The organism is Mycobacterium sp. NS-7484, assembly GCF_001953975.1.
Taxonomy (GTDB): Bacteria; Actinomycetota; Actinomycetes; order Mycobacteriales; family Mycobacteriaceae; genus Mycobacterium.
Window position 1 is genome coordinate 109,864 of record NZ_MBEJ01000018.1, and the last position, 25,221, is coordinate 135,084.

General features: G+C 67.1%; 23 protein-coding genes and 1 pseudogene. 5 read left to right on the top strand and 19 right to left on the bottom strand.

Features of this window, described 5'->3' with window-relative positions:
- Window positions 1–49 precede the first annotated feature (49 nt).
- Together A5733_RS03930 and A5733_RS03935 are read right to left on the bottom strand one after the other, a co-directional pair.
- A complete protein-coding gene (locus tag A5733_RS03930; protein WP_076239157.1) occupies window positions 50–871 on the bottom strand; it encodes a hypothetical protein in 822 nt (273 codons plus the stop codon).
- A gap of 50 nt (window positions 872–921) precedes the next feature.
- The gene (locus A5733_RS03935) at window positions 922–1,218 is read right to left on the bottom strand and encodes a hypothetical protein (RefSeq protein WP_067775791.1); all 297 of its coding nucleotides are present in this window, start codon (window positions 1,216–1,218) and stop codon (window positions 922–924) included.
- A 198-nt stretch (window positions 1,219–1,416) separates the two neighbouring features.
- Here A5733_RS03935 and A5733_RS03940 point away from each other — a divergent pair, with 198 nt between their 5' ends.
- Window positions 1,417–2,175, top strand: coding sequence for an isocitrate lyase/phosphoenolpyruvate mutase family protein (locus A5733_RS03940; RefSeq protein ID WP_076239232.1), 759 nt, complete (start codon window positions 1,417–1,419; stop codon window positions 2,173–2,175).
- Between the two features lie 129 nt (window positions 2,176–2,304).
- Window positions 2,305–2,769, top strand: a complete 465-nt coding sequence (locus A5733_RS03945) for a hypothetical protein (protein ID WP_083665981.1) — start codon at window positions 2,305–2,307, stop codon at window positions 2,767–2,769.
- 54 nt (window positions 2,770–2,823) lie between these two features.
- Here A5733_RS03945 and A5733_RS03950 read toward each other — a convergent pair whose 3' ends face one another.
- Complete coding sequence (locus A5733_RS03950; protein ID WP_076239159.1) at window positions 2,824–3,303, bottom strand: Hsp20/alpha crystallin family protein; 480 nt, start codon at window positions 3,301–3,303, stop codon at window positions 2,824–2,826.
- Between the two features lie 107 nt (window positions 3,304–3,410).
- The gene (locus A5733_RS03955; protein WP_076239160.1) at window positions 3,411–4,319 is read right to left on the bottom strand and encodes a DMT family transporter; all 909 of its coding nucleotides are present in this window, start codon (window positions 4,317–4,319) and stop codon (window positions 3,411–3,413) included.
- Here A5733_RS03955 and A5733_RS03960 point away from each other — a divergent pair.
- The 3 genes from A5733_RS03960 (at window position 4,318) to nirD (ending at window position 8,808) form a co-directional block, all read left to right on the top strand.
- Entirely contained in the window at window positions 4,318–5,730 is a 1,413-nt protein-coding gene (locus tag A5733_RS03960; RefSeq protein ID WP_076239161.1) for a PLP-dependent aminotransferase family protein, read from the top strand. The two genes, A5733_RS03955 and A5733_RS03960, sit on opposite strands and share 2 nt — an antisense overlap.
- A 124-nt stretch (window positions 5,731–5,854) precedes the next feature.
- Window positions 5,855–8,440, top strand: a complete 2,586-nt coding sequence (nirB, locus tag A5733_RS03965) for a nitrite reductase large subunit NirB (RefSeq protein WP_076239162.1) — start codon at window positions 5,855–5,857, stop codon at window positions 8,438–8,440.
- A complete protein-coding gene (gene nirD, locus A5733_RS03970; RefSeq protein WP_076239163.1) occupies window positions 8,437–8,808 on the top strand; it encodes a nitrite reductase small subunit NirD in 372 nt (123 codons plus the stop codon). The genes nirB and nirD overlap by 4 nt, the downstream gene beginning before the upstream one ends.
- Here nirD and A5733_RS03975 read toward each other — a convergent pair.
- The 15 genes and pseudogenes from A5733_RS03975 to A5733_RS04045 form a co-directional block, all read right to left on the bottom strand.
- Window positions 8,793–9,053, bottom strand: a complete 261-nt coding sequence (locus tag A5733_RS03975) for a Fur family transcriptional regulator (protein WP_067775774.1) — start codon at window positions 9,051–9,053, stop codon at window positions 8,793–8,795. The genes nirD and A5733_RS03975 overlap by 16 nt on opposite strands.
- Before the next feature lie 673 nt (window positions 9,054–9,726).
- Window positions 9,727–10,422 (bottom strand): sirohydrochlorin chelatase, encoded by a 696-nt coding sequence (locus A5733_RS03980; RefSeq protein WP_076239164.1) that lies wholly within the window; start codon window positions 10,420–10,422, stop codon window positions 9,727–9,729.
- A complete protein-coding gene (locus tag A5733_RS03985; RefSeq protein ID WP_067775768.1) occupies window positions 10,419–11,570 on the bottom strand; it encodes a uroporphyrinogen-III synthase in 1,152 nt (383 codons plus the stop codon). Before A5733_RS03985 ends, A5733_RS03980 begins: the two co-directional genes overlap by 4 nt.
- Window positions 11,571–11,604: 34 nt before the next feature.
- Window positions 11,605–13,011 (bottom strand): NarK/NasA family nitrate transporter, encoded by a 1,407-nt coding sequence (locus tag A5733_RS03990; protein ID WP_198938726.1) that lies wholly within the window; start codon window positions 13,009–13,011, stop codon window positions 11,605–11,607.
- A gap of 119 nt (window positions 13,012–13,130) precedes the next feature.
- The gene (gene aac(2')-Ib / locus A5733_RS03995) at window positions 13,131–13,721 is read right to left on the bottom strand and encodes an aminoglycoside N-acetyltransferase AAC(2')-Ib (RefSeq protein ID WP_067775763.1); all 591 of its coding nucleotides are present in this window, start codon (window positions 13,719–13,721) and stop codon (window positions 13,131–13,133) included.
- 39 nt (window positions 13,722–13,760) lie between these two features.
- Entirely contained in the window at window positions 13,761–14,642 is an 882-nt protein-coding gene (locus A5733_RS04000) for a 5-oxoprolinase/urea amidolyase family protein (RefSeq protein ID WP_067775760.1), read from the bottom strand.
- Between the two features lie 17 nt (window positions 14,643–14,659).
- Window positions 14,660–15,334, bottom strand: coding sequence for an allophanate hydrolase subunit 1 (locus A5733_RS04005; RefSeq protein ID WP_233152610.1), 675 nt, complete (start codon window positions 15,332–15,334; stop codon window positions 14,660–14,662).
- A gap of 74 nt (window positions 15,335–15,408) precedes the next feature.
- Window positions 15,409–16,110, bottom strand: coding sequence for a queuosine precursor transporter (locus tag A5733_RS04010; protein WP_067775757.1), 702 nt, complete (start codon window positions 16,108–16,110; stop codon window positions 15,409–15,411).
- A gap of 12 nt (window positions 16,111–16,122) precedes the next feature.
- Window positions 16,123–17,073, bottom strand: coding sequence for an ABC transporter substrate-binding protein (locus A5733_RS04015; RefSeq protein ID WP_076239167.1), 951 nt, complete (start codon window positions 17,071–17,073; stop codon window positions 16,123–16,125).
- A 110-nt stretch (window positions 17,074–17,183) separates the two neighbouring features.
- On the bottom strand, window positions 17,184–17,579 hold the full coding sequence (locus tag A5733_RS04020) for an organic hydroperoxide resistance protein (RefSeq protein WP_233152617.1): 396 nt from the start codon (window positions 17,577–17,579) through the stop codon (window positions 17,184–17,186).
- Between the two features lie 100 nt (window positions 17,580–17,679).
- Complete coding sequence (locus tag A5733_RS04025) at window positions 17,680–19,650, bottom strand: MFS transporter (protein ID WP_076239169.1); 1,971 nt, start codon at window positions 19,648–19,650, stop codon at window positions 17,680–17,682.
- 148 nt (window positions 19,651–19,798) lie between these two features.
- Window positions 19,799–20,824 carry an alcohol dehydrogenase catalytic domain-containing protein gene (locus tag A5733_RS04030; RefSeq protein ID WP_076239170.1) on the bottom strand — a complete coding sequence of 342 codons (1,026 nt, stop codon included), beginning with the start codon at window positions 20,822–20,824 and terminating at the stop codon, window positions 19,799–19,801.
- Window positions 20,824–22,740: pseudogene (locus A5733_RS04035) on the bottom strand (flavin-containing monooxygenase). The gene A5733_RS04030 and the pseudogene A5733_RS04035 overlap by 1 nt, the downstream one beginning before the upstream one ends.
- Window positions 22,741–22,826: 86 nt before the next feature.
- Window positions 22,827–24,191 carry an FAD-dependent oxidoreductase gene (locus tag A5733_RS04040; protein ID WP_076239171.1) on the bottom strand — a complete coding sequence of 455 codons (1,365 nt, stop codon included), beginning with the start codon at window positions 24,189–24,191 and terminating at the stop codon, window positions 22,827–22,829.
- Window positions 24,192–24,209: 18 nt separating this feature from the next.
- The gene (locus A5733_RS04045) at window positions 24,210–25,211 is read right to left on the bottom strand and encodes a zinc-binding alcohol dehydrogenase family protein (protein ID WP_076239172.1); all 1,002 of its coding nucleotides are present in this window, start codon (window positions 25,209–25,211) and stop codon (window positions 24,210–24,212) included.
- Between the last annotated feature and the right edge of the window lie 10 nt (window positions 25,212–25,221).

A 25,221-nucleotide genomic window follows, 5' to 3' on the forward strand; every position in this document is an offset into this window, starting at 1 on the left:
CCTTCTTGCGTGTACGTACTTGTCGGCCAAAGAAAGTCGGCTGGCCGAGTCAGCCAATGAACCTGAGATCGGAGATGGTGCCGCTGGCCACCAACATGATGTAGAAGTCGGTGAGAACCAAGGTGCCCAGCGTGATCCAGGCAAACTGCATATGGCGGGTGTTGAGTTTGCTCACCTGTGTCCAGATCCAATAGCGCACAGGGTGTTTGGAGAAGTGCTTGAGCCGGCCGCCGGTGACGTGGCGGCACGAGTGGCAGGACACCGTGTAGATCCACAGCAGGATGACGTTGCCGACCAGAATGATGTTGCCGAGGCCGAATCCGAAACCGGACGGTGAGTGGAACGCGACGATCGCGTCGTAGGTGTTGAGCAGTGAGATCAGTACCGCGACGTAGAAGAAGTACCGGTGGACGTTCTGCAGGATCAGCGGAAGTCGGGTCTCCCCGGTGTATTTCGCGTGGGGTTCGGCGACTGCGCAGGCGGTCGGTGACTGCCACACCGACCGGTAGTACGCCTTGCGGTAGTAGTAACACGTCAGCCGGAAGGCCAACAGGAACGGCAGTGAGATGAACGCCATCGGGATGAACCAGGGCAGGTCGCCGACCCATTGCCCGAGATGGCTGGAGCCGGGCGCGCACGCCGTGCTGATGCACGGTGAATAGAAGGGCGTCAGATAGTGATAGTCGGCCACCCAGTACGCGCTGCCCCAGAACGCCCGGACCGTCGCATAGATGACGAAGGCCGCGAGCCCCAGGTTGGTCAATAGTGGTGCCTGCCACCACCGGTCGGTCCGTAGGGTGCGTTGCGGGATCTGTGCTCGGGTGGGCGAGAAGACCCCGGTCGCGCGACGGTCAGCGGTGGGTGCGCTCACGGTTCCCTTTCTTCAGTTCAGTTGTTGCGGGCGGCAAACGCCCCGTGAGCTCAGCGGTATCCGCCGAGACCCTCGTCGGCGACGTCCTGCCAGAACTCGCTTCCGTATTGGGTGTCGGGGATGCCGATCTTCTCGCGGGCCGGTTGTTGGCGGGTCACGCCGTGACGCATCTCCAACTCTTCGGCGTCGATGTCCAACCGCTCGATGTCATTGAGGATCCGTTCGGCATCGTTGACCACGCGGCGCATGGCCGGGGAATCCCCGTATTTCGATGCCAGCGCGGTGACGCAGCGACGCATATCGCCGATCAGATTGTGAAGTTCGGCGAACTCGGTGGTGGTGGACAAGTGACCTCCTCGGGCTGAAGGTGTCAGGGCTCACAGTACGACACCCAATGCTAGCCACATCACGATCCGGACGTGATGCACATCACGTCCGAAAGGGCGTGCTGCTCGTCGTCCAAGTGACGGTCGAACCGGGGCCGTACTGTTGGGCCCGACGGCTTCGCGGCCGGTCAGGACATGTTCGAGCACCTGGAGGAACCGATGAGTGAGACCACGTTGCAAGACCGGGCCGCGGCGCTGCTGGCGCTGCATCAGCCGGGCAACCCCGTTGTGCTGCCCACAGTCTGGGACGCCTGGTCGGCCCGGCTGGCGCTCGGCGAGGGGTTCGCCGCGCTGACCGTGGGAAGTCACCCGCTGGCCGATTCGATCGGCAAGGCCGACGGCGAGGTGATGTCCTTCGACGATCTGCTGACCCGGGTGCGTCAGATCACCGACGCGGTCGACGTCCCGGTCTCGGTGGACATCGAATCCGGTTACGGGGAAGCCCCGGAGCGGCTGATCGAGGGTCTGCTCGAGGTGGGGGCCGTCGGGTTCAACCTCGAGGACACCGTGCACAAGGAGGGCAAGCGGTTGCGCAGCCCGGCCGAGCACGCCGAGTTGGTGGGCCGGCTCCGTGCGGCCGCCGACGCCGCCGGCGTGCACGTGGTGATCAATGCGCGCACCGACCTGTTCCTGCGCAAGGACGGCGACGAGAGCGATCGTGTCGACCGGGCGATCGCCCGCCTGACCGAGTCCGCGGCGGCGGGTGCCGATTCGCTGTTCCCGGCCGGCTTGGCCGACCCGGATGGATTGGGGCGCTTCGTGTCTGCGGTGCCGCTGCCGGTCAGCGTGACGGTTCCGCCCGATTCCGCCGACCTCGCCGCGCTGAGCGCCCTCGGCGTCGGCCGCATCACCTTCGGACCGTTCCTGCAGGCGGCGCTGAGCGCGCGGGCCACGGAGATACTGAGGCGCTGGCGCTGACATCCGCCGCTTTCGCCGGAGAATTTCGCCGAACTGCTGCTCCTGGGCGCGCGTCGTGTGCCAATAATGGCCCACTGGTTACGTCGAGCAGGCGGGATGCAGGCGATGAGGTGGCGCGCAAGACACACGATGGCCATGGTTGGGATCGGTGTGGTGGTGCTGAGTGGGATCGGAGCGTCGCCGGCGTCGGCGACGACGATGGTGCCGCTGTCGAACCACATCCGCAACTGTGATTTCGCCGAGGGCTTGTTTCTCGACGGGATGGGGTCGGGCAGCGGCAACGGATTCGCCCACATCGGCTCAGATGGCTCGCAGGTGAGTGCGCAGGTGACCATTCAGTCGGCTCGGCCGGGCACCGACTACCGGGTCCGGCTGATCCAGATGCCCCGTTCGGCGGTGGCCACCTGCAGTGTCGGGGATCGCGGGGTGTCCGGCGGTCTGTTGCGCACCGACGCCAGCGGCACCGCGACCACCACGGTCTCCGGGCCGGCGATGGACGGTGCAACCGAGGCGTGGGTGGTGGTCGAAGGACCGCCGGCGCCAGGGCGCATCCGCAGCGACGTCTACAGCTCGGACTTCCTGGTAAAGATCTGATTCACCGGAAAGCCCGTGAAATCCAAGGGATTCCACGGGCTTTCGATGTCGGTGCTACTTGCTTTCGATGGCGATTCGCTGGGGCTCGGCGCCGGCGTATACGCCGGCGACCCGCACCGTCAGCACTCCGGCGTCGTAAGAGGCCGTGACGGCATCGCCGGTGACGTGGCTCGGCAACTTGAACGTCCGGCGGAACGAGCCGTAGCGGACCTCGCTGACAGTGCGCTCCCCGGCGTTCTCCGCGCGCTCGTCGCGGCGTTCGCCGTGGATCACCAGCCGCCCGCGATCCACCTCCACGTTGACGTCGTTGGCCACGGCGTCGGTGCTGAGCCCGGGCAGCTCAAGACGCACGACAGCGTCGTCGCCGTCCTTGCTGACCTCGGCGGCCGGACTGAAGTCCTTGACCCAGTCGGCGCGGATGCGCGGGGCCAGGGTGTCGGTGATGACGGTGGGTCCGAAGAAGTCACGAATCCAGCCGTCGCTCTGCCAACCGGGTCGTGCCCAGACGGCGGGAGTCCTCGTCGCAGTGCTCATGTGAGACCGTCTCCTTGTAATCGTGGACCGGCACCGCGCCGGTCTGCTACTCACATAACTTGAGTCGGCCACGCTCATGTTCCCGCGCGCTGTTCGCTGTTGGCGAATCATCGCAGCCGGATGCGGACGGCCAGGGCGGCGCATCCGATCACCACGGCGCCGCCGAGGACGGTCGACCACGTCAACCGCTCGTGCAGCAACAGCGCGGCCCAGGCGATGGTGAGTACCGGTTGGATCAACTGCACCTGGCTCACCTGGGTCATCGGCCCGATCGCCAGCCCGCGGTACCACGCGAAAAACCCCAGATACATGCTCACCGCGGCCAGGTAGCCGAACGACGCCCACTGCACCGGCGTCGCATGCGGCGGTTGTTGGACCACGGACAGCGCCGTCAATGCCACCATCACCGGCGCCGCGACCACCAGGGCCCACGACACCGTCTGCCACGCGCCGAGTTCCCGCGCCAGCAGCCCGCCCTCGGCGTAACCGATGGCCGCCGCCAACACCGCGCCGAACAGCAGCAGGTCTGGCCAGCTCAGATGGCCGAAACCCGAGCCGTGCACCATCGCGAACGCGATGGCGGCCAGTGCCCCGGCCGCGGCCATCAGCCAGAAGGCGACCGGTGGGCGTTCGTGGCCGCGCAACACCGCGCACCCCGCGGTGGCGGCCGGTAGCAGGGCGACCACGATGGCGCCGTGGCTGGCCGGAACCACGGTGAGTGCGTACGAGGTCAACAGCGGAAACCCGGCCACCACGCCGGCGGCCACCACAACCAGCCGCAGCCATTGCCGCCCCATCGGCAACGACTGGCGGGTGAGCGCCAGGGCGGCGGCCGCGATCGCCGCGGCAACGACCGCGCGGCCGGCGCCGATGAACAGTGGTGACAGCCCGCCGGTGGCGACCTTGGTGAACACGATGGTGAACGAAAAAGCCGTCACTCCCAGCAATCCCCACCACAAACCCGAGTGGGATAGCGCTGTCACCTGATTCCGAGTAGCGCTACTCTGTCTCAACATGGATAACGATAGCACCGAGCGGATCGTTTCCGGTCTGCGTCGGTGGATCGCCAACGCTCCGGCAGGCGCCCGGCTGCCGACCAACCGGGCCCTGGTGGCCGAATACGGTGCCAGCCCGGTCACCGTCGCCAAGGCCATGCGGACCCTGCGTGGCCTCGGACTCGTCGAAAGCCGTCCCGGCGTGGGCACTTTCGTGCGCTCGGTGCGGACCGCCCGGCTGCCCGACTATGGCTGGCAGACCGCGGCGTTGAGGTCGCCGCAGGCGCGGATTCCGGCATTGTCCACTCCGCTGCGCAGTGTGGCGCCCGACGTGATCGCCCTGCACTCGGGCTATCCGGCCGCCGATCTGCTCCCACGACGTCTGGTGCGCACAGCGTTGGCGCGGGTCGCCCGCACCGACGCGGCGTTGAGTCCGGCGCCGTCGCCGGGGCGGCCCGACCTGCAGGCGTGGTTCGCCCAGGAGCTGGCCGAGACGTTCGGTGCCGACGCGAGTGTGCCGACCGCTCGCGAGGTGATCGTGCTACCGGGCAGTCAGAGCGGGCTGAGTTCGATCTTCCGGGCCCTGGTGGGGTTCGGACAGCCGATGTTGATCGAGTCGCCCAGCTATTGGGGAGCCATCTTGGCCGCGGCCCAGTGCGGGGTGCGGCTCGTGCCGGTGCCCAGTGGACCGAATGGCCCTGAACCCGAGGAGCTTTCGCGCGCCTTCGCCGAGACCGGGGCGCGGGTGTTCTATGCGCAACCCAATTTCGCCAATCCGACCGGCGCCCAATGGGATCCCGATCTCGCCGAGCAGGTTCTCGAGGTGGTGCGCAGCCACGGCGCCTTCCTGATCGAAGACGACTGGGCCCGTGATTTCGCCATAGAGGGCACCGCACGGCCAGTGGCGGCCTCCGACGAGGCCGGCCACGTCATCTATCTGAGGTCGCTGACCAAGAGTGTGTCGCCGTCGATTCGGGTGGGCGCACTGGTGGCCAGAGGTCCGGCGCGCGACCGCCTTCTGGCCGACCGGGGCGCGGAGTCGATGTACGTCAGTGCGGTGTTGCAGGCCGCCGCGCTCGAGGTGGTTTCCCAGCCGGCCTGGCGCACCCACCTGAAGGACTTGCGGCACCAACTGCGAGCGCGCCGAGATCTGCTCGTCGCCGCCCTGGCCGAACATGCGCCGTCCGCCCAGGTGGAGCGGGTGCCCCGCGGCGGGCTGCATCTGTGGCTGCGGCTGCCCGATGCGGTCAACCTGCAACACTTGGCGCGGGCCTGCGAGGCCGAGTCGGTGCTGGTGGCTCCGGGTGACGAATGGTTTCCCGCCGAGCCGTCGGGACCGTACCTGCGGCTGAACTACAGCGGTCCCGATCCGCAGCGTTTCGGCGAGGGCGCCCGGGTGCTCGGCCGGGCCCTGGACGCGCAACTGGGCTAGAAAGGGCCATCGCAAGCTCACATGGGCTCAGCTCACATGTGCGTCGCCGGCATCGTGAGCACACCGTGACGGGCGCTTCACACGGCGCGACATTTCGGCAACGTCAGGTTCCTAACCTCGCCGTATGTCCTCAACACAGAACGTCGTGGTCGTCGGACACGGCATGGTGGGCCACCGCTTCGTCGAGGCGCTGCGGTCGCGTGACGCCGCAGGCACCTGGCGGGTCACCGTCCTGTCCGAGGAAGCCGACGCCGCCTATGACCGGGTCGGGCTGACCGGCTACACCGAGCACTGGGATCGGGCCCAACTGGCCCTGCCCGGCAACGACTACGCCGGTGACGACCGGGTGGACCTGCGTCTGGGATGCGCGGTCGCCGAGATCGACCGCGAGGCCAAGACCGTACGCACCGTCACCGGGGAGACCTTCGACTACGACGCGTTGGTCCTGGCCACCGGCTCGTACGCGTTCGTGCCGCCGGTGCCGGGCCACGACCTGCCGCACTGCCACGTCTACCGCACGCTCGACGACCTCGACGCGATCCGGGCCGGCGCCTTGGCCGCGCGCGATTCGAAGACGCCGGTCGGCGTAGTGATCGGTGGCGGCCTGCTGGGTTTGGAGGCCGCCAACGCGTTGCGCGCCTTCGGGTTGACCACCCATGTCCTGGAGATGTCACCGCATCTGATGGCGGCCCAGCTCGACCCGGCCGGCGGCGCCCTGCTGAACCGGATGATCCGCGGCCTGGGCATCGAGGTGCACACCGGGGTCGGCACCGAGAGCATCCACCCCACGCAGAAGAACAAGCCGCTGCGCAAATCCCAGACCGATGACTCGGTGCGGCTCTCGCTCAACGACGGCAGCACGCTGGATGCCGGCCTGGTGGTCTTCGCGGCCGGCGTGCGTCCCCGCGACGAACTGGCCCGTCAGGCGGGTCTCGACATCGCCCAACGTGGCGGTGTGATGACGGATTTGTCCTGTGTGACAAGTGATCCCGACATCTACGCCATCGGTGAGGTCGCGGCGATCGAGGGTCGGTGCTACGGCCTGGTGGCTCCCGGCTACACCACCGCCGAGGTGGTGGCCGATCGGCTGCTCGGCGGTGAAGCCGAGTTTCCCGGTGCGGACATGTCGACCAAGCTCAAACTGCTCGGGGTCGACGTCGCCAGTTTCGGTGACGCCCAAGGGCGTACGCCCAACTGCCTCGACGTCGTGGTCAACGATCCGGTCAAGCAGACCTACGCCAAGCTCGTCCTCTCCGATGACGCCAAGACGCTGCTCGGCGGCATCCTCGTCGGCGATGCGTCGGCCTACGGCGTGCTGCGGTCGATGGTGGCCAGCGAACTGCCCGGTGATCCGCTGTCGTTGATCGCACCCGCCCAGGACGGCAAGGCCTCGGGCCTGGGGGTCGGGGCACTGCCCGATATCGCGCAGATCTGTTCGTGCAACAACGTCACCAAAGGTGATCTGAAGGAGGCCATCTGCGGGGGATGCACCGATGTACCGAGCCTGAAGAAGTGCACCCTGGCCGGTACGTCCTGCGGATCCTGTGTCCCGCTGATCAAGCAGCTGCTCGAGGCCGAGGGGGTCGAGCAGTCCAAGGCGTTGTGTGAGCACTTCAGCCAGTCGCGGGCCGAGCTGTTCGAGATCATCAGCGCCACCGAGATCCGTACCTTCTCCGGTCTGATCGAGAAGTTCGGCACCGGAAAGGGTTGCGACATCTGCAAACCCACCGTGGCATCGATCCTGGCCTCCACCAGTTCCGAGCACGTCCTCGACGGGGAACAGGCCTCGCTGCAGGATTCCAACGACCACTTTCTGGCCAACATCCAGAAGAACGGCAGCTACTCGGTGGTGCCGCGGTCACCCGGTGGTGAGATCACCCCCGAGCAGTTGATCCTGATCGGCGAGATCGCCAGGGATTTCGATCTTTACACCAAGATCACCGGCGGTCAGCGGATCGACATGTTCGGCGCCAGGGTGGAACAACTGCCGCAGATCTGGGCCCGCCTGGTCGAGGGCGGCATGGAGTCCGGTCACGCCTACGGCAAATCGCTGCGCACCGTCAAGAGTTGTGTCGGCAGCACGTGGTGCCGCTACGGCCAACAGGATTCGGTGAACATGGCCGTCGAGATTGAAAAGCGCTACCGGGGCCTGCGCGCACCGCACAAGATCAAGATGGCCGTCTCGGGATGTGCGCGCGAATGCGCAGAGGCACAGAGCAAGGACGTCGGCATCATCGCCACCGAACAGGGCTGGAACCTCTATGTCTGTGGCAACGGCGGGATGTCACCGCGGCACGCCCAGTTGCTCGCCGGGGACCTCGACGACGAGACCTTGATCCGCTACATCGACCGATTCCTCATGTTCTACATCCGCACCGCGGATCGGTTGCAGCGCACGGCCCCCTGGCTGGAAGCTCTCGATGGCGGGCTCGACCACCTGCGCGACGTGGTGTGCCACGACTCGCTGGGCCTGGCCGCCGAATTCGAGGCGGCCATGGAGCGTCACGTCTCGGGCTACGCCTGTGAGTGGAAGGGCGTGCTGGACGACCGGGAGAAGCTCTCGCGCTTCGTGTCCTTCGTCAACGCACCCGACGTCGACGATCCCACCATCACCTTCACCGAGCGGGCCGGGCGGAAGGTGCCGGCCAGCCCCGCGCACGCGGGGAGCACCAGCTTGGGTATGCCGTCGATTGTTCAGGAGGCGAAATGACATTGCTCGACGACCGCCAAGACGGGTACGCGCCGATGCTGTGGGCGTGGACCACGGCCTGCCGATATGACGTCCTGATTCCCTGCCGCGGCGTGGCGGTCCTGTTGCCCGACGGCTCGCAGGTGGCGTTGTTCCGCCTCGACGACGGATCGTTGCACGCAGTGGGCAACATCGACCCGTTCAGCGGTGCCGCGGTGCTGTCGCGCGGCATCGTGGGCGATCGTGGCGGACGGGCCACCGTGCAGTCACCGATCAAGAAGCAGGCGTTCGCACTCGACGACGGCAGCTGCCTCGACGACGACACGGTGTCGATCCCGGTGTACCGCACCCGGGTCACTCCGGGCGGGTTTGTTCAGATCGCGGCCTGATCGATCTCGTCGACGGTCCGGCTCCAGTGAGCGTCGCGTCCGGAGAGCTTGTGGCGTTGGACGTCGCCGCGGCGTTCGAGCACCGTGAGGTTGCGGTACACCGCCTCGATCACCACCGGTGCACGAAGGTGCTCATGGATGTCGTCCCGTAGCTGGGCAGTGGTCATCGGCCGTGACGCGCGTTCCAGGGCAGTGAGCAGGTGCTGACGCAGACGTTCGGCCGGGACCCGGTCAGCGGGTCGCACGGCCCTGTGCGCCGTCTCGGCGCTCAGCGTCCAGCGTTCTTGCCACCTGCACTTTTACCTGCACTTCCCTCAACCGTCCGATGGTCGGCATAACGATAGCTGAGTATTCGACCCCCATCTGACACGGTCTGCCGTCGGCAAACGCCGACCGCGAAGGCTAACTGGGTCAACCAGCTGGACAGAGGTACTTTCCTGGGAAAGTTTGCCAGTTTTGCTTGATGGGTACCCACTCATCAGAGTGTGGGCAGCATTATCTTGGCTAACTAGATTAGTTCGCTGTGTGTGTTTACACTCCCTGGCAGGGAAGCGTCGCAAGAGGGGCTGACAAGGGATGTTCGCGCGTTCGGTGTTGAATCTGGTGGGGGCGGCAGCGATGCTGGGCGCACTCGCCGCGGCGTTCATGCCGCTGAGTTTGGATGCCGTGGATCGCACCGGGCAATCGATCCCCTGTGGTAGCGGTGCGAGCCCGAATTACGACGTCGCCGCCCAGCAGGATCGACTCAACCTGGACCAACACACGCTGGCCGGTCCGGGATTCGTGGCGAGCGATTACGTCGAGCAATGTTCGGCGTTGGTCGACGTGCGACGGTCCGCGGTCTTCTCGGTCGCCGGTGCCGGTGCCGTGCTGTTGGTGACGGTGTTCGCCGCGCCGCTCGTGTCGCGGTCGGTCCGGTCACGCCGCGGCAGGCAGGCTCAGCACGCCCGCACGGCGGAACCGGTTCGCTATCAGCCGGACCAGCCCCGGATGGGTACCGAGTGGTTCGCTGACGAGGTCAGCGCCGGATTCACGCAGCCGGTCCTGGAAAAGCCCCTCGGCCAGCAGGTAGGACGCCACAGCTATGCGGCGATCGCCGCGGCGGCGCTGCGCGGCGACAGCTTCGGCCACGCTCGGCGCCCCGGTGGCGGCGAAGGCCAGTTCTACGCGGTCGCCGGTCACCGCTGACAGCAGCGCGGCGGTGCGCCGCAGATCTGTCTGGGCACTTCGGTCTGACGTGCCTGCCGCCGCGAGGATCACCGAATCACCTGGACGCCAACCCGACTCACGGAGCCGGTCGGCAAGAACCCGCACGGTACCCGGGCACGGGCCCAGTGGTTCGGTGACGGTGACGGCCGGATGTGCACTGGCCGCCACGTGGGCGGGCACGTCGACCCGTACGTGATAGCCCGCGGCCAGGAAGGCCGGCACCACCACGGCCGGGCAGTCGGTCGGCAGCTCGGCGAGCACCTCGCTCGGGGTCGGCCCCACCACGTCGACGAACGAGACGTGCACGGGCCGGCCCAGCAGGCCGGACACCTGCCCGGCCAGATCCCCGATCATCGCGACGCCACCCGGCTTGCGGGTGCCGTGCGCCACCAGGACGAGGCTCATCGCGCCCGGGCCATCTCGGGCTCGTCCACGGCCAGTCGGTAACCCCGCTTGACGACGGTGGACACGATGTTCTTGTCGCCCAAGGCGGTTCGAAGCCGCAGCACCGCGGTCTCCACGGCGTGGGTGTCGGTGCCGGTGCCGGGCAGGGCGCTGAGCAGATCGAACCGCGAGACCACCGCACCCGGGCGGTGGGCCAGGGCCCGGATGGTCGCCATGGCGGCCGGCGACAGCGATTTCACCACACCGTCCACCACCACGCAGGTCCCCCGGATCTCCAGTGTGTGGCCGGCGACGCGCACCGTCCGGGCCTGCAGCAGGGGCAGTTCATCAGTGATGTGACGGGCCAAGGCCCCCAACCGCATCCGCTCCGGTGCCGAGGACGGTATCCCGAGCCGGACCAGGGGCCGAGCGGTGACAGGGCCGACGCACATCGCGTGGACATCGGTGCGCAGCGCAGCCACCACCCGGTCGGCCAGCCCCATCTCGGTGGCCCGCATCAACACCGAGGCGACTGCCATTGCCGAGGTGAAACTGACTGCGTCATAGCGTTTCTCGGCAATCCCGGTGACCATCTGATCGAATTCGCCGTCCCGGGGTGCGGGGTGCCAACGGTAGACCCGGATCGGCACCACCTCGGCACCGGCGGCCCGCAACTCGTCGAGAAATTCGGGAAACGGATCCCACTCGTCGGTGGCCCCGTGCAGCTGCACGGCCACGCGTTGACCCGCCACCCCCTGCTCGATCAGGTAGCGCAAGACTTCTCGGGAGGATTCCGATTCCGGTGACCATTCCTCGGGCAGGCCTGCGGCCCGCAGCGCCCCAGTGGCCTTGGGGCCGCGGGACACGATGCGCGCTGTGGCCAGGGCGTCGGCCAGGTTGCCGTCCAGCCCCCAGCCGTCGGCGGCGGCCATCCAGCCGCGGAATCCGATGCCAGTGGTGGCCACCACGATGTCGGGCGGCACCTCGATCAGCGCCGCGGTGTGCGCGCGGAGCTCGTCGTCGTCGGGCAAGGGCACCATGGTGATCGCGGCAGCACTGGTCACCGTCGCGCCGCGCCGGCGCAACAGCGCACTGAGCTCGTCGGCACGGCGGGCGGAGGTCACCGCCACCCGGAAACCGGTGAGCGGCGCCCAGTCGGGATCACTCATGTGTCCTGTGTAAGCAGGCGGTGTTTCCAAGGTGTTAACCCACCATTGCTGAGGCGTGTCGGTCTGCGGGGACCGTGGTGACCTGCGTCGCAATCGGCCGCCGCACATACCGCAGCCAGGTGACCGCCGAGGCCAGCAGGTAGAACGTCAGGAAGATCACGAACGCCGTGGTCGCCGACCCGCTGGAGAGGTAGGACTGGCGCAGGGCCAGGTTGATGCCGACACCGCCGAGTGCGCCGATGGCTCCGGCGAATCCGATCAGCGCGCCCGACATCGACAGTGACCACCGCTGCCGATCCTCCTCGCTGAGATCGAGCGAGTGGCTGCGGGCTTCGAAGATCGACGGGATCATCTTGTACACCGAGCCGTTGCCCAGACCGCTCAGCAGGAACAGGGCGATGAATCCGATGACGTAGCCGACCATCATCAGGCCGTTCGCCGCACCGGCGGAGTGATCGTCGACCACGCTGATCGCGACGAGCGACCCGGCGGCCAGGATCATGCCGCTGAACGTCGTGAGGGTGACCCGGCCGCCGCCGATCCGGTCGGCGAGCTTGCCGCCGTAGACGCGGGACACCGAGCCCAGCAGGGGGCCGATGAAGGCGATCTGGGCGGCGTGTAGCGAGGCCTGTGCGGCGCTTTGACCGCCGGCGGCGAAGTTGATCTGCAGGACCTGGCCGAAGGCGAAGGAGAAGCCGATGAAGGAGCCGAACGTGCCGATGTAGAGCAGGGCGATGACCCAGGTATCCCGTTCTGTCAGAATCGCTTTCATCGCCGACAGGTCGATCTTGTGTTGTTCGAGGTTGTCCATGTACAGGGCGGCGCCGATGCCGGCGATGGCCAGTGCGACGAGGTAGATGGCGCAGACCCAGTAGGGGGAGCGGTTGCCTGCGGTGGCGATGACGAGCAGTCCGACGAGTTGGATGACGGGGACGCCGATGTTGCCGCCGCCGGCGTTGAGGCCGAGTGCCCAGCCTTTGAGGCGTTGGGGGTAGAAGGCGTTGATGTTGGTCATCGAGGAGGCGAAGTTGCCGCCGCCGAAGCCGGCCAGCGCGGCGCACAGTAGATAGGGCCACAGCGGCAGGCCCGGATTGGCCAGCAGCACCATCGTTCCCACGGTGGGGATGAGCAGGACGAAGGCGGAGAAGACGGTCCAGTTGCGGCCGCCGAAGGTGGCGGTGGCCAGGGTGTAGGGGATGCGCAGGCAGCCGCCGACGAGGGTGGCGGTGGCGCCGAGCAGGAATTTGTCCCCGGCGGTGAATCCGTAGACGGCCTCGGGCATGAACAGCACCATCACCGACCAGATGGACCAGATCGAGAACCCGACGTGTTCGGCGATCACCGACCAGATCAGATTGCGGCGAGCGATGTATTTGTTGCCGGCCTCCCAGGCTTCGGTGTCCTCGGGATCCCAGTTGGTGATGCGATTCGACTTCAGCAGTGTGGGCATGGCGCAAAGCTAGAAAGCGTTTGTTGCGCCGGCGCTGCCCGCAATGACCCGGTGGTGAAATTCCGCTCACCTACGCCGGGGCGGCGATGTGAGCCTGCGCCCGCTGGTGGCTACCAGACGTCGCCGTCGCGCCAGTCGCAGATGATCTCGGCGGAGGTGTCCAACTCCAGGCCGGCGGGCAGACCGACCGGCAGCACGAACACCGAATCGTCTTCGTCGGGGGTGCGGGTGACGCCGGTGGGCCGCAGCACCGAGGTCGGGCCCTGCCAGGGTAGCCAGCCGCGGGAGAGATACATGTGCCGAGCCGAGTCGCCGGAGCTCAGCGCGCCGATCTGATAGGCACCGCGCAGGACCTGCTCGACGGCGTCCATCACGGCCGTGGCCAGGCCCTGGCCGCGCCAATCCTCGCGCACCGCCACGGCTTCCACGTACCCACAGCGCAACGCGGTGTCGCGGTAGATCAGGCGCCGCTGCACCACGGCAGCATGCGCGATCAGGGCGCCGTGGTGACAGATGAAGGCATGCATGCCGCCGAGGGCGTGCTCCCAGTCGTCATCGGTGAACATGCCGTCGAAGGCCTCGATGACCATGCGGCGCGCGCCCTCGCGCGTCTCGTGATCGAGATCCGAGGTGTGGACCAGCCGCGCGGTGTGCAGGATCCCGCCGCTGATGCGCGGTGCACTGACATCCTGGAGGGGCACACCCCAAGTTCTACCAGCGCCGCGCGGCGGTGTCTCTACCTAACCCTCGAACGGCCGGCGCGGGTGCGACCAGTGCAACCGCACGGTCTGCCCCGGACGGATCTGACCCAGTTTGTCGATGTCGTCGTCGGTCACCACGCCGATCACCGGGTAGCCGCCGGTGACGGGGTGGTCGGGTCCGAGGATCACCGGAAAACCGTTGGGCGGGATCTGGATTGCACCACGGGTGGCGCCCTCGCTGGGGAGCTGGCGGTCCGGCCACCGGTAGTCCAGCGGCATACCGACCAGCCGCATCCCGACCCGGTCGCTGCGGGTGGTCACCTGCCAGTTGGTGCGGATCAGGACGTCGGGGTCGACGAACCAGTCGTCGCGTGGGCCGGGCACCACGTTCAGCTCGATCACGTCGTCGGAGATGGCGGCGACCGGGGCCTGATCGGTCTCGGGGAGTTCGGCGGTGTGCTCGCCGACCGGCAGCACGTCGCCCGGTCGCAGCGGCGCCGGTCCGATCGCCGACATCACGTCATAGCTGCGTGAGCCGAGAACGGGTTCGACGGCGATGCCGCCGCGCACCGCGAGGTAGCTGCGCAGCCCGGAGTGCGGGGCGCCCAGCGAGATCACCTCGCCCTCACGCACGTGGTGAATGCTGTTGGTGCCGAACGGTATTCCGTTGACGGCCGGATCGGTGTCGGCGCCGGTGACGGCGACCGTCACGTCCCCGCCGCGCACGCGGGCCGAGAACCCGCCGAACATCACCTCGATGGTGGCGTGCTCACCGGGATTGGCCACCAGGCGGTTGGCCAGGGTGTGCGCCCGGCGGTCGGCGGCGCCCGAGCGGGTGACGCCGAGGTGGGCCTGGCCGGGGCGGCCGAGGTCTTCGACGAGGGCCAGTGGGCCGGTCCGCAGTACTTCCAGTGTGGTCATGGTGTCCTCCTCGACGGCTAGCCGATGGCCCGGAACTGCACCCACGTGCCCGGGGTGAGCAGCGCGGGTTGGTCGCGATGAACGTCGAACAGGACCGCGTCGGTGCGTCCGATCAATTGCCAGCCGCCGGGGGACTGGCGCGGGTAGATGCCGCTGAACTCACCGGCCAGCGCCACCGCGCCGGCGGGCACGCTGGTGCGCGGCTCGGCGCGACGCGGCACCTGCAGCCGTTCGTCACCGCCGACGAGGTAGCCGAATCCCGGTGCGAAACCCATGAATCCGACCTGCCACGGACTGCCGGTGTGGGCGGCGATGACCTGTGCCGGGGTCAGCCCGGTCAGAGTCGCCACCTCGTGCAGATCGTCACCGTCGTACACCACGTCGATGGTGACGTCCGCCCGTCCACCGGCCGGGCGGACGGGAGCCGCGCCCGGTTGCAGCCGCAGCTTGCTCAGCCGTTGGCGGGTGGGCGCCTGGTAGCGCGGATCGGCCAGTTTGATCAAGATCGTGCGCGAGGCGGGCACGATATCGACCACACCGAGAAGTTGGGCCGCCGACAGCGTCGCGGTCCACGCCAGAACATCGGCAGTGCTGTTGAACTCGAGCAGCAGAGCCTGATCGCCATAATCGCGGGCGGTGCCTGGGTCCAGGCTGGGTCCCGCCGCGTCCATCACCTCTGATGTCACACTCATGACCTGAAGCTACCCGCGGGTAGCTAAGAATGCTCCGGCTCTGTGAACCTTGCCAGAGGTGCCTTACCGAAGCCTCACACGGCGGCCTGATATGTCGGCTCTCGGCGCTTGATGACGGCGATGACACGGTAGGTGATCGGCAGCATGATCACCTCGATTGCGGTCTTGTAGATCCAGCCCAGTGCGGCGTAGGTGACGAAGTCCCCGAAGGTGTTGATGCCGATCGCGCTGGCCGCGATGGCGCAGAACACCAGGGTGTCGCCGAGCTGCCCGGCGAATGTGGAACCGACCAGGCGGGCCCACAGGTGTTTCTCCTTGGTCCGCTCTTTGATGGCGACCACCACCCAGGCGTTGATGGTCTGCCCGACGATGAACCCGGCCAGCCCCGCCACGATCAGTTGGGTGTAGGCATGCACGACGTTCTCGAAGTGCTCCTGGTTGGTGTAGAAGTCCGCCGCAGGCAGATAGATGGTCACCCAGAAGGCCAAGGCGGCCAGCGCGTTCATCGAGAACCCGAGGAAGATGGCGCGGCGGGCGGCCTTGAACCCGTACACCTCGGACAGCACATCGCCGATCACGTAGGTCAGCGGGAAGACGATGAAGCCGCCGTCGGTGATGATCGACCAGTTGCCGATGATCGGGCCGAAGGCCACGCCCTTGGTGGCGGTGACGTTGGAGATGATCACCAGCGCCGTGAACACGGCGACGAGCACCGGATAGTAGGCCGAGCCGACGATGGCGGTGCCGCGGTGCTCGTGTTCTCCGGTGTCGGTCACCGGGCCATTTTGTCAGGCCAGTGTCTGGTTCAGCAGGGTCGGTAGCTGGTCGGCCACCAACGGATACGACAGCGGCGAGGCGAACGCGATGGCCCCGGCCAGTTCTTTGGGGGTGAACACATGCCGATTGCGGGTGCTTGCCTTGAGCCCGGCGATCACCGGATCGGCTAACAGGGCGTCGCGCTCCTGGTCGCTCTCGGTGGTCCAGATCAACACATCGGCGGCGTCGAGCACCGAGGCGATGTCGTCACGCGCAATCAGGTCGGGCGTCTCGGGGACGGTAAAGCCCATCTGGCTGAGAAATTCGGTGCGCCACCCGGTTCGGGACTGCACGCTGTCGCGGAACAGCGTGCCGCCCAACAACAGGACTTTCTTTCCGGTGAACTGTGGGTTGTTGGTCGCGACGGCCTTGAACTTGTCGTCCACACCGGCGATCAGCCCGCTCATCGCGTCGTTCTGAAACACCGCCTGCCCGACGAGGGTGGCCTGATCACGCCACGGTTCGAAGAAGGCGTCCGGCCCGGACTGCGCGATCGTCGGCGCGATCTCGGACAGCTTGGCGTAGGTGTCGGCATCCAGGCCGGCGTTGGTGGCCACGATGAGGTCGGGATTGAGGTTGGCGATCTTGTCGACCTGGATGCCGTCGGTCAGATCGAGCACGGCGGGTTGGGCGCCGCCGAGTCTCGGTTGCGCCCAGGGCCACACGGCGAACGGTTCGCCGCCGAACCACTCGGTGGTGGCGATCGGGACGACGCCGAGGGCCAGCAGGTCGTCCTGTTCGGTGAACCCGGCACTGACCACCCGTTGCGGCGGGCCGGGGATGGTGGTCTCGCCGAAGAGGTGACGGACCGTCGTCGAACCGTCTTTGGCGACTTCGCCCGGCTTTTGCGTGCTACAGGCGGCGACGAGCGCCATCGTGGCGGTGACCGTGAGAAATCCTCGCCGTGACCAAGTTGTCGGCACTTAGCCAGGGTAACCGCTACCCCGTGGTGAAACCGCCGAACAAGACCGTGGCCGACCCGAGTGTCGATTGCGCTCCGCGAGAATCGAACTCGGATGCCGTTGGCCGGATATCAGGCGACGCTGATCGTGACGTCGATGTTGCCGCGGGTCGCCTTCGAGTACGGGCAGACCTGGTGTGCGTCATCGGCGATCGCCTGAGCTGTCTCGCGATCGATTCCGGGGATGGTGACGTTCAGCCGCGCCCGCAGTGAGAACGCGCCGTCGGCATTGAGCAGATCTACCTCGGCGTCCACGGCAGTCTCGGCGGGCAGCTTCACGTTGTGCTTTCCTGCCGTCAGGCCCATGGCGCTAAGGAAACATGCCGACCAGCCGGCCGCGAACAACTGCTCGGGATTGGTGCCGGAGCCGTTGCCGCCCGGCGGGGTCAGCTGAATGTCGAGGTTGCCATCGGAGCTGTAGGCCTCACCCTGTCGGCCACCGGTGGTGTGGGTTTGAGCGGTGTACATGACGTTGTCGGTCTGGGTAGTGGTCACTGCGGTCTCCCTCATCTGGGTGTCGCGTCCAAGCGGATGCGTTAGAGAGAACGCCCGAAGGTGCCGATTCAATTCACGGACAGGCCGTGGCCGCCGTCTCAGGGACCACCAGCACCGGTGTGGTGGCATGCGCGACGACGGCGCCGGCCACACTGCCTTCGAGGTGGCCCAACAAGCCGCTGCGCCGGTGCGGTCCGACCACGATGAGGCTCGCGTTGTGGTCACGGGCGGTCGCGACGATGCCCTTCCAGATGGGGGCGGCCTCGACGGCCACGCTGCGCGCCGAGAATCCGGCCCGAGCGGCGATCGAGGCGCCGTGGGCGGCTGTCTGCTCGGCGGCGCGACGGACCTCGGTGGCCTGATCGGCGTCGAAATGCGTTGGCTCGCTTGGGGTAAACCCGACGTCGACGGGCTGCCACGCGCAGACCACGAGTGCGTCGCGTCCGGCCGGTAGTTCGGTGGCGGCCTGTTCGATCGCGCACCCGGCGCGGGCCGAACCGTCATAGGCAAGCAGCACCGGACCTCCGGCCGAGGTTTCGCGGGGCGGCGGCGTCACTAAGGGGCGTGCGCGCTCGGGGACGGCCGGTGCCGGCAGATTGGGCCGGAGCCGGGCCAGCAGTGGCGGTGAATACCAGGCCGGGGATTCGCCGTCGAGGAACGTGTCGAGGTCAGGTTGCTGCGGCCGAGCTCCACTGAGCGCGTAGACGACCACGCCGAAAATGGCGCCGCCGACCGCCAACCCGAATCCGATCCACAGTGCGTCGACGGCGCCCGCGGTGAGTCCACCGGCAGCGTTGGCGGCGAAATACGCGAAGATCGGCGCCACCATGAAGGCGGCCACCGCGCGCAGCAACTCGATGATCGCGAAGACCCGCTGCAGGCTGTTGGACTGCAATGAGAAACCGGCGACGAACAGGGCCGGGGCCACGGTGGCGCCCAGGGCCAGACCGGTCAGCGCCGCGCCGAGCAGAGCCAGCGGCCGGTTGCCGGGCAGGGCGAGCAGCAACACCAGAATCCCGGCGGCCAGCAGTCCCATGCCGACCAGGGGTAGGTAGTGCGTCGCGCGGCGGGTGATGACGAATCCGAACACGAAGGCCATCACGACAGCGCCGGCGAGCTCGGGCAGATACAGCAGCCCGACCTGCACCGGGCTGTAGGTCTGCATGAAGACCTGGGCCGTCAGCGCGGTGGCCGCGACCGACGCGGCGGCCGCGAACAGCGCGACGCCCACGCCGGCGACCGGGATGGAACTGGTGAGCATGGTGCGGATGGTCAGCAGCGGCCGGCGGGCCCGGAACTGGTAGACCATCAACACCACGATCAGCGCCAGGCCGCCGAGCATCGGTGCCCAGGCCGCCGGGTCGGTGAAATCGTGGCTGGTGAGTTGCGCGGCACCGATGAACGCCGCGGCGCAACCGACCGAGGCCAGGCCGATGGCCTTGAGGTCCCGCGGGGCGTCGAGATCGGCCGGCGGCGCGTCCTCGAACGTCAGGGCCGCCATGACCAGAGCCGTCACCGCGATGGCGGCGATGATCCAGAACAACGGCCGCCATGCCTGCGCCTCGGCCTGCAGACCGCCGATGAACGGTCCCAGGGCGACCGCCCCGAACACGCACATGTTCATGATCACGGCGGTGTAGCGCAGCTTGTCGCGCGGGAAGCCGATGGTCAGCGACGGCGCTGCGGCGATCAGCAGCATGCTGGTGGACAGCCCCTGCAGCACGTGACCGCTGACGAACATGACCCCGTTCTGCGCGGCGGCGGCCAGCACCGACCCGAGGACCAGCACGACCGCATACGCCAACAGCATCCGGCGCTGAGGCAGATGCTGGGCGAACTGGACGGCCAGCACCGTGCCCACCGCATAGGCCGCGTTGCCCAAGCCGAAGCCCAGGCTCATCGCCTGGGCCGACATGTGCAGTTCGGAGGAGATGACCGGCACCAGCGGCTCCACCGCCGCCGAGAGCGCCAGATAGGGGATCAGCGCCAGGCTGACCATGGCGGCCGCGGCGGGGTAGCGGCCGGCGAGTGGTCCTTGACGCATCAGCGCCGCCCGTCGCTGTCCGTCGGATACGCGTCGCTCGGGAAGGCGGTCTGAGGGCAGTCAGTTAACGGGTTCGGTGGGCACACGTGCCCGTGAAAGTGCCCACAATGCGGAATTCATTCCCAAATCAACGAAAGTGTGACGCGGGCTACGTCGTGAGCCGGATCTTGAGGTGGTCTCCGGACCGGGACATGGCGGCCGCGTAGCCCTCGGCCGCGTCGTCGAGTGGCAGGTTGTCGGTGAAGATGCCGTCGACGTCCATCCGGCCGGCCTGCAGCAGGGGGACGAGTTCCGGCCAGGTCTGCTGCACCGGCGCGGTGGTGAGCCGGACGGTCAGGCTGCGGATCAGGCAGGCCAGTGCCGGCAGCGGGTAAGGCTGCAGATCGTGCACGCCGACGATCGAGACCGTGCCGCCGGCGCGCACCGCTTCGATCGAGTCGTTGAGGGAGGCGTCGGAGCCGACTGCGTCGATCACCGCATCGACGCCGGCGCCTCCGGTGGCCTCGCGAATCGCCTGCACCGCGGGCGGGGCGATCGCGATGGCGCCCCATTTCTCCGCGCGGGAACGCCTGGTCTCCACCGGGTCGACCGCGAAAACCTGTGCGGCCCCGAGTGTCAGCGCGCTCCGCAGCGCGCACATGCCGACCGCGCCGAGCCCGACGATTGCCACCGAACCACCGATGGGGATGTCGGCGTGTCTGGCGGCCGCCCATCCGGTGGCCAGGTTGTCGGTCAGCAGCAGGGCTTGCTCGGTGGTGATGCCGTCGGGGACGGCCAGCAGTTGGAAGTCGGCGGCGGGCACGGCGAGCAGTTCGGCCTGGGCGCCGCCGAGCGCACCGGAGCCGAAGATCTGCGGCCCGTGCACGCAGCGGATCGGGTCATGGGTGGCACACCCCGTGCATTTACCGCAACCGGCGACCGAGGACACCAGCACCCGGTCACCGGTGGTGAATCTGGTTACCTGCGAGCCGGTTTCGACGACAGTGCCGACGGCCTCGTGTCCCAGTGACACCGGCTCGACGATGGGGTAGTGGCCTTCGAGGAAGTGCAGGTCCGAACCGCAGATGGCGGTCGATTCCACTTTGACGATGACGCCGTCCGGGCCGGGCAGTACCGGGTCCGGTCGGGTCTCGACGTGGATCGTGCCGGCGTGATCGACAACCACGGCGCGCATCAGGCCTCCTCTACGGCAAAGTCGGACCAGACGGGTTGATCGATGGCGGAACGGTATTCGCTCAGCCGCCACGGGCTGACGGTGTGGATCTCACCGTCAGCGTTCTTGAAATAGGAGTGTGTGATCGACGGGTGTGCCCACACGGTTTGGCGGATCTGCTCTTGGGAGCGCTGGTGCCACTCTTTCGTCGGCTCGGGTAGCGGTTCCATGGTCTTGGCGCGCGTGGTGATGAGATGTTCCAGGCACTGGTTGATGTAGCGCATCTGCAGTTCCGAGTTGAGGATCAGGCTGCCGCCGTGCGCCAGGTGGGTCCCGGGCCCGTAGGTCATGAAGAAGTTCGGGAAGCCCGGCACGGTGATCCCGCGGTAGGCGTACGGACGCTGCCCCCACACGTCGTGCAGGTCGACACCGTCGCGCCCGGTGATCGTCATCGGAAACAGCACCTCGGTGGCACGAAAACCCGTGGCGTACACGATGATATCGACGTCATAGCTCTGTCCATCGGCGGTGACGACGCCGGTGGGGGTGATGCGTTCGATCGGGGTGCGCACCAGATCGACGTTGTCGCGTTTGAGGGTGGCCAGCCAGCTGCCGTTGTCCTGCAGTGTGCGCTTGCCGGTGGCCGGGTAATCGGGCAGCACCTTGGCCAGTAGCTCGGGATCGTCACCGACCTGGGTGGTGATCCAGTCCGTGAACATGATGCGGGCGATGGCGTTGATCTCGCTGACCGCGTTCCCGTGGTCGTCCTAGTCGGGGTCGACCCGCGCGGCATCCAGGCCCTTGTCGGCTCCGGGCCACAGCAGCAGGAACCGGTACCACCGGCCGTAATAGGGAAGGTGTTCCATCGCCCAGCGCACGCCGTCGGCGACGGGTTCGTGGTACATCGGGTTGGGGAACATCCACTGCGCGGTGCGCTGGAAAACCGTCAGGTGCGCGACCTTGTCGGCGATGGCCGGGGCGATCTGGAAGCCGCTGGCGCCCGCCCCGATGAGCGCGACCCGTTTGCCGGTGACGTCGACGCTGTGGTCCCATGCGGCGGAGTGAAAGGCCGGGCCCGCAAAGGTTTCCGCGCCGGGGAACTCGGGGATCTGCGGACGGTTGAGCTGGCCGACGGCGGTGATGACGGCGTTGGCGTGCAGCGTCTCGGTTCCGGTCGCCGATTGCACCGTGACATCCCAGTGGTCGGTGTTCCAGGTGGCCGAAACGACTTCGGTGTTCCAGCGAATGTTCGGTTCCAGTTCGTGGCGGTCCACCACATCTTGGAAGTACTGACGTAGCTCGGGCTGCTCGGCGAAGAAGTGGTCCCAGTGGTTGCTGGGTTCGAAGCTGTAGCAATAGAAGTGGTTGGCAACATCGACACGGGCGCCGGGATAGCTGTTCTCCCACCAGGTTCCACCCGGGCCGGCATTTTTTTCCACGATCGTGAAGTCGATGCCGGCCTGCTTGAGCCGGACCCCGGCCAACACGCCGGATTCTCCGCAGCCGATCACGATGACGTGAAAATTTTCTGCGTCGTCGAGCGTGTTGGGCCGGCGCGGGTCGACCCCCTCGAGGTCGAGTTCTTCGAGCATCAGCGGCACGTTGTCGTCGTCGACCGGCTCACAGGCCGCCCAGTCGAGCATCTCGCGGACCAGTTCCGCGGGTGGGGGATCCGGGACCGGACAGCCACGATCGCGGTAGTCGGCGATCACCGGCAACGCCACTTCACGGACCCGGGCCTTGTCCTCCTCGCTCATGAAGCCCTGGACCTCGTTGAGGAACAGCCCGGCCTGTTTGAAGTCGCGGATGTAACGCGGGTCGCCGGTGATGTGCACGAGCGAGAGCAATAGCGTCGGGATGCTGACCTGCTCCAATGCCGCCGCGATCTCGGCATCGGACGTGGTGAACGGTTGGCCGACGTGGAAGCTCCGGGTCACGCGTCGTTACGCTACGCGGGGTAGCGTTATGGGGCAAGAGGTGCCAGTTGCGGCGGCGCGACGGCGGCCGACTATCTGGCTGCGGTCTACAGGGCGCCGAGCAACTGGTTGAAGCCCTCGGTCATGGACGGAGGGGTAAAGATCGAGTCACGCAGTTCGGTCGCGGTGATGCCGTATCGGATAGCCAGAGCGACAGTGTTGATCACCTCGTGCGCGTCGTGACAGAGCAACGCCGCACCCAGAATACGGTCAGTGTTGGCGTCGACCACTACCTTCATCATCCCGGCGGTCTGCGACACGATGCGGGCCCGCGGCATAGTAGCCATGTCCTGCACCCGCAGCGATGCCACCTTGATCTCGTGTCCGGCGGCCTCTGCCGCGGTAGCCGTCATGCCCACCCGGGCCAGCGGTGGCGTGGTGAACAACGCGTAGGGCACCGCGGATCGTGTTGCGGTGCTACGGGATCCGCTGCCGGTCAATTGGGATAGCACCACCCGGTAGTCGTCGAGCGAGATGTAGGTGAACTGCGGTCCGCCATTGACATCGCCGACGGCGAAAATATGCGGCTGGCTGGTACGGAGGTGCTCGTCTACGGCCACCGCGCCGCGGTCGGTGGTCACCACCCCGGCCGCATCTAGGTCGAGGCCATTGGTCACCGCCTCACGGCCTAATGCCACTAGCGCCGCGTCGGCCGCCACGCGATGAGTTGCACCGGCGCCCCGGTATTCGACGCCGTCATCGGTCACCGAGCTGACCTGGGCGTCGGTGATAACGGAAACGCCACCGGAGGAGAGGATTTCGGCGGTGCAGTCAGCGACATCGGAGTCTTCTCGGGTCAACAATCGCGTGCTGCGTTCCAGTACCGTCACCGCCGATCCGTAGGCGGCGTACATGCCGGCGAATTCCAGGCCCACATACCCGCCGCCGAGCACCACCAGGTGTTCCGGAAGCTGCCGGCGAGCAAGTAGATCAGTGCTGGTGTACACGATCGGCGAGTCCACCAGCCCCGGGATGTCGGGCAGTACCGGCTGTGAGCCGGTACCGATGACGATCCAGCGTGCGGTCACGGTGACCGTGCTGCCGTCGGTTAGTTTCACGGCCAGTCGATGCGGATCGAGAAACCGGGCGTGCCCGGTGAGCACCGTGGCGGTATCGAGATTCTCTAGCATGGCGTAGTTGATGGCCCGCAGTTCGGCGGTGATATCGGCGGTGGCGGCCACGGCCGCGGCGTACTCGCTCGGATGTGGGTCAACGCCGGACAACATCTCTGCGCGGTACACCATGGACTTAGTTGGTACGCAACCGATGTTGATGCAGGTGCCGCCGTACATCGCCGCAGACTGTTCGATCAGTACGACCCGACGGCCCAGCTTCGCCAGCGTCGCGGCCAACGTCTTACCGCCTTTGCCGAAACCGATGACCGCGAGGTCGACATCCAGCTCAGTGCTCACGTGCTCTCCGCATCTGGATCAGGAACGATGGACGACGATCTTGCCCACCATGGAGCCGGACTCTACGAGCCGGTGGGCCTGCCGGAATCCGGCGGCGTCGAAGTGGTCGATCGCAGTCGTCAGGGTGCTACGCAGCAACCCGGCGTCCGCCATGGCCGCGGCGTCGGTGAGCAGCCGTTGCTGGGCGATCATGTCGTGGTCGAACATCGATCGGGTGAACATCAATTCCCAGTGCCAAGCAATGCTTTTCGCCTTCAGTGGCAACAGATCGAGGCCCTCGGGTTCATCGATGGCGGTGATGTGGCCGAATGGACGCACAATGTCGGCGTAGGTCTGCACATTGCCCTGCGAGTGCGGGGAGAACAGGTAGTCGATGCCGTCGGGTGCCACCTTCAGCACCTGTTCGCGCAACTGGTGATGATCGACCACCACATCGGCGCCGAGTGCCCGGCACCACTCCCGCGACTCGTCTCGGCTGGCGGTGGCGATCACCCGAGCCTTGGTGCGTGCCTTGGCGAGTTGGATCATGGCCGAGCCGACGCCACCGGCCGCACCCAGGATCAGCAGATCCCCGGTGGAGTCGGCGCCGAGCCCGAAGCGCTCGAACAACGTCTCCCATGCCGTGATGGTGGTCAGCGGCATCGCCGCAGCCTCGGTGAAAGAGAGCGTCGTGGGCTTACGCCCCACCAGGCGCTCGTCGACCGCGTGGTATTCGGCGTTGGTACCCGGCCGCGTGACGTCGCCGGCGTACCAGACCTCGTCGCCGACGCTGTGGGTGCCCACCTCGGCGCCGACCGCCTCGACCGTTCCGGCGGCATCGAAACCGAGGATGGTCGGGATGGTTGATGGTTGCAGGCTTTGACGGCGTTTGATGTCTACCGGGTTGACCGATACGGCGTGCACCCGGACCAGCACATCGTGTGGTCGCAGTTCGGGTCTTGCGATCTCGATGTCGCACAAGGCTTCCGGGTCATCGATCGGCAGTCCGGCGAACGAGCCGACAGCGCTCATAGTGGGCATTGGTTCTCCA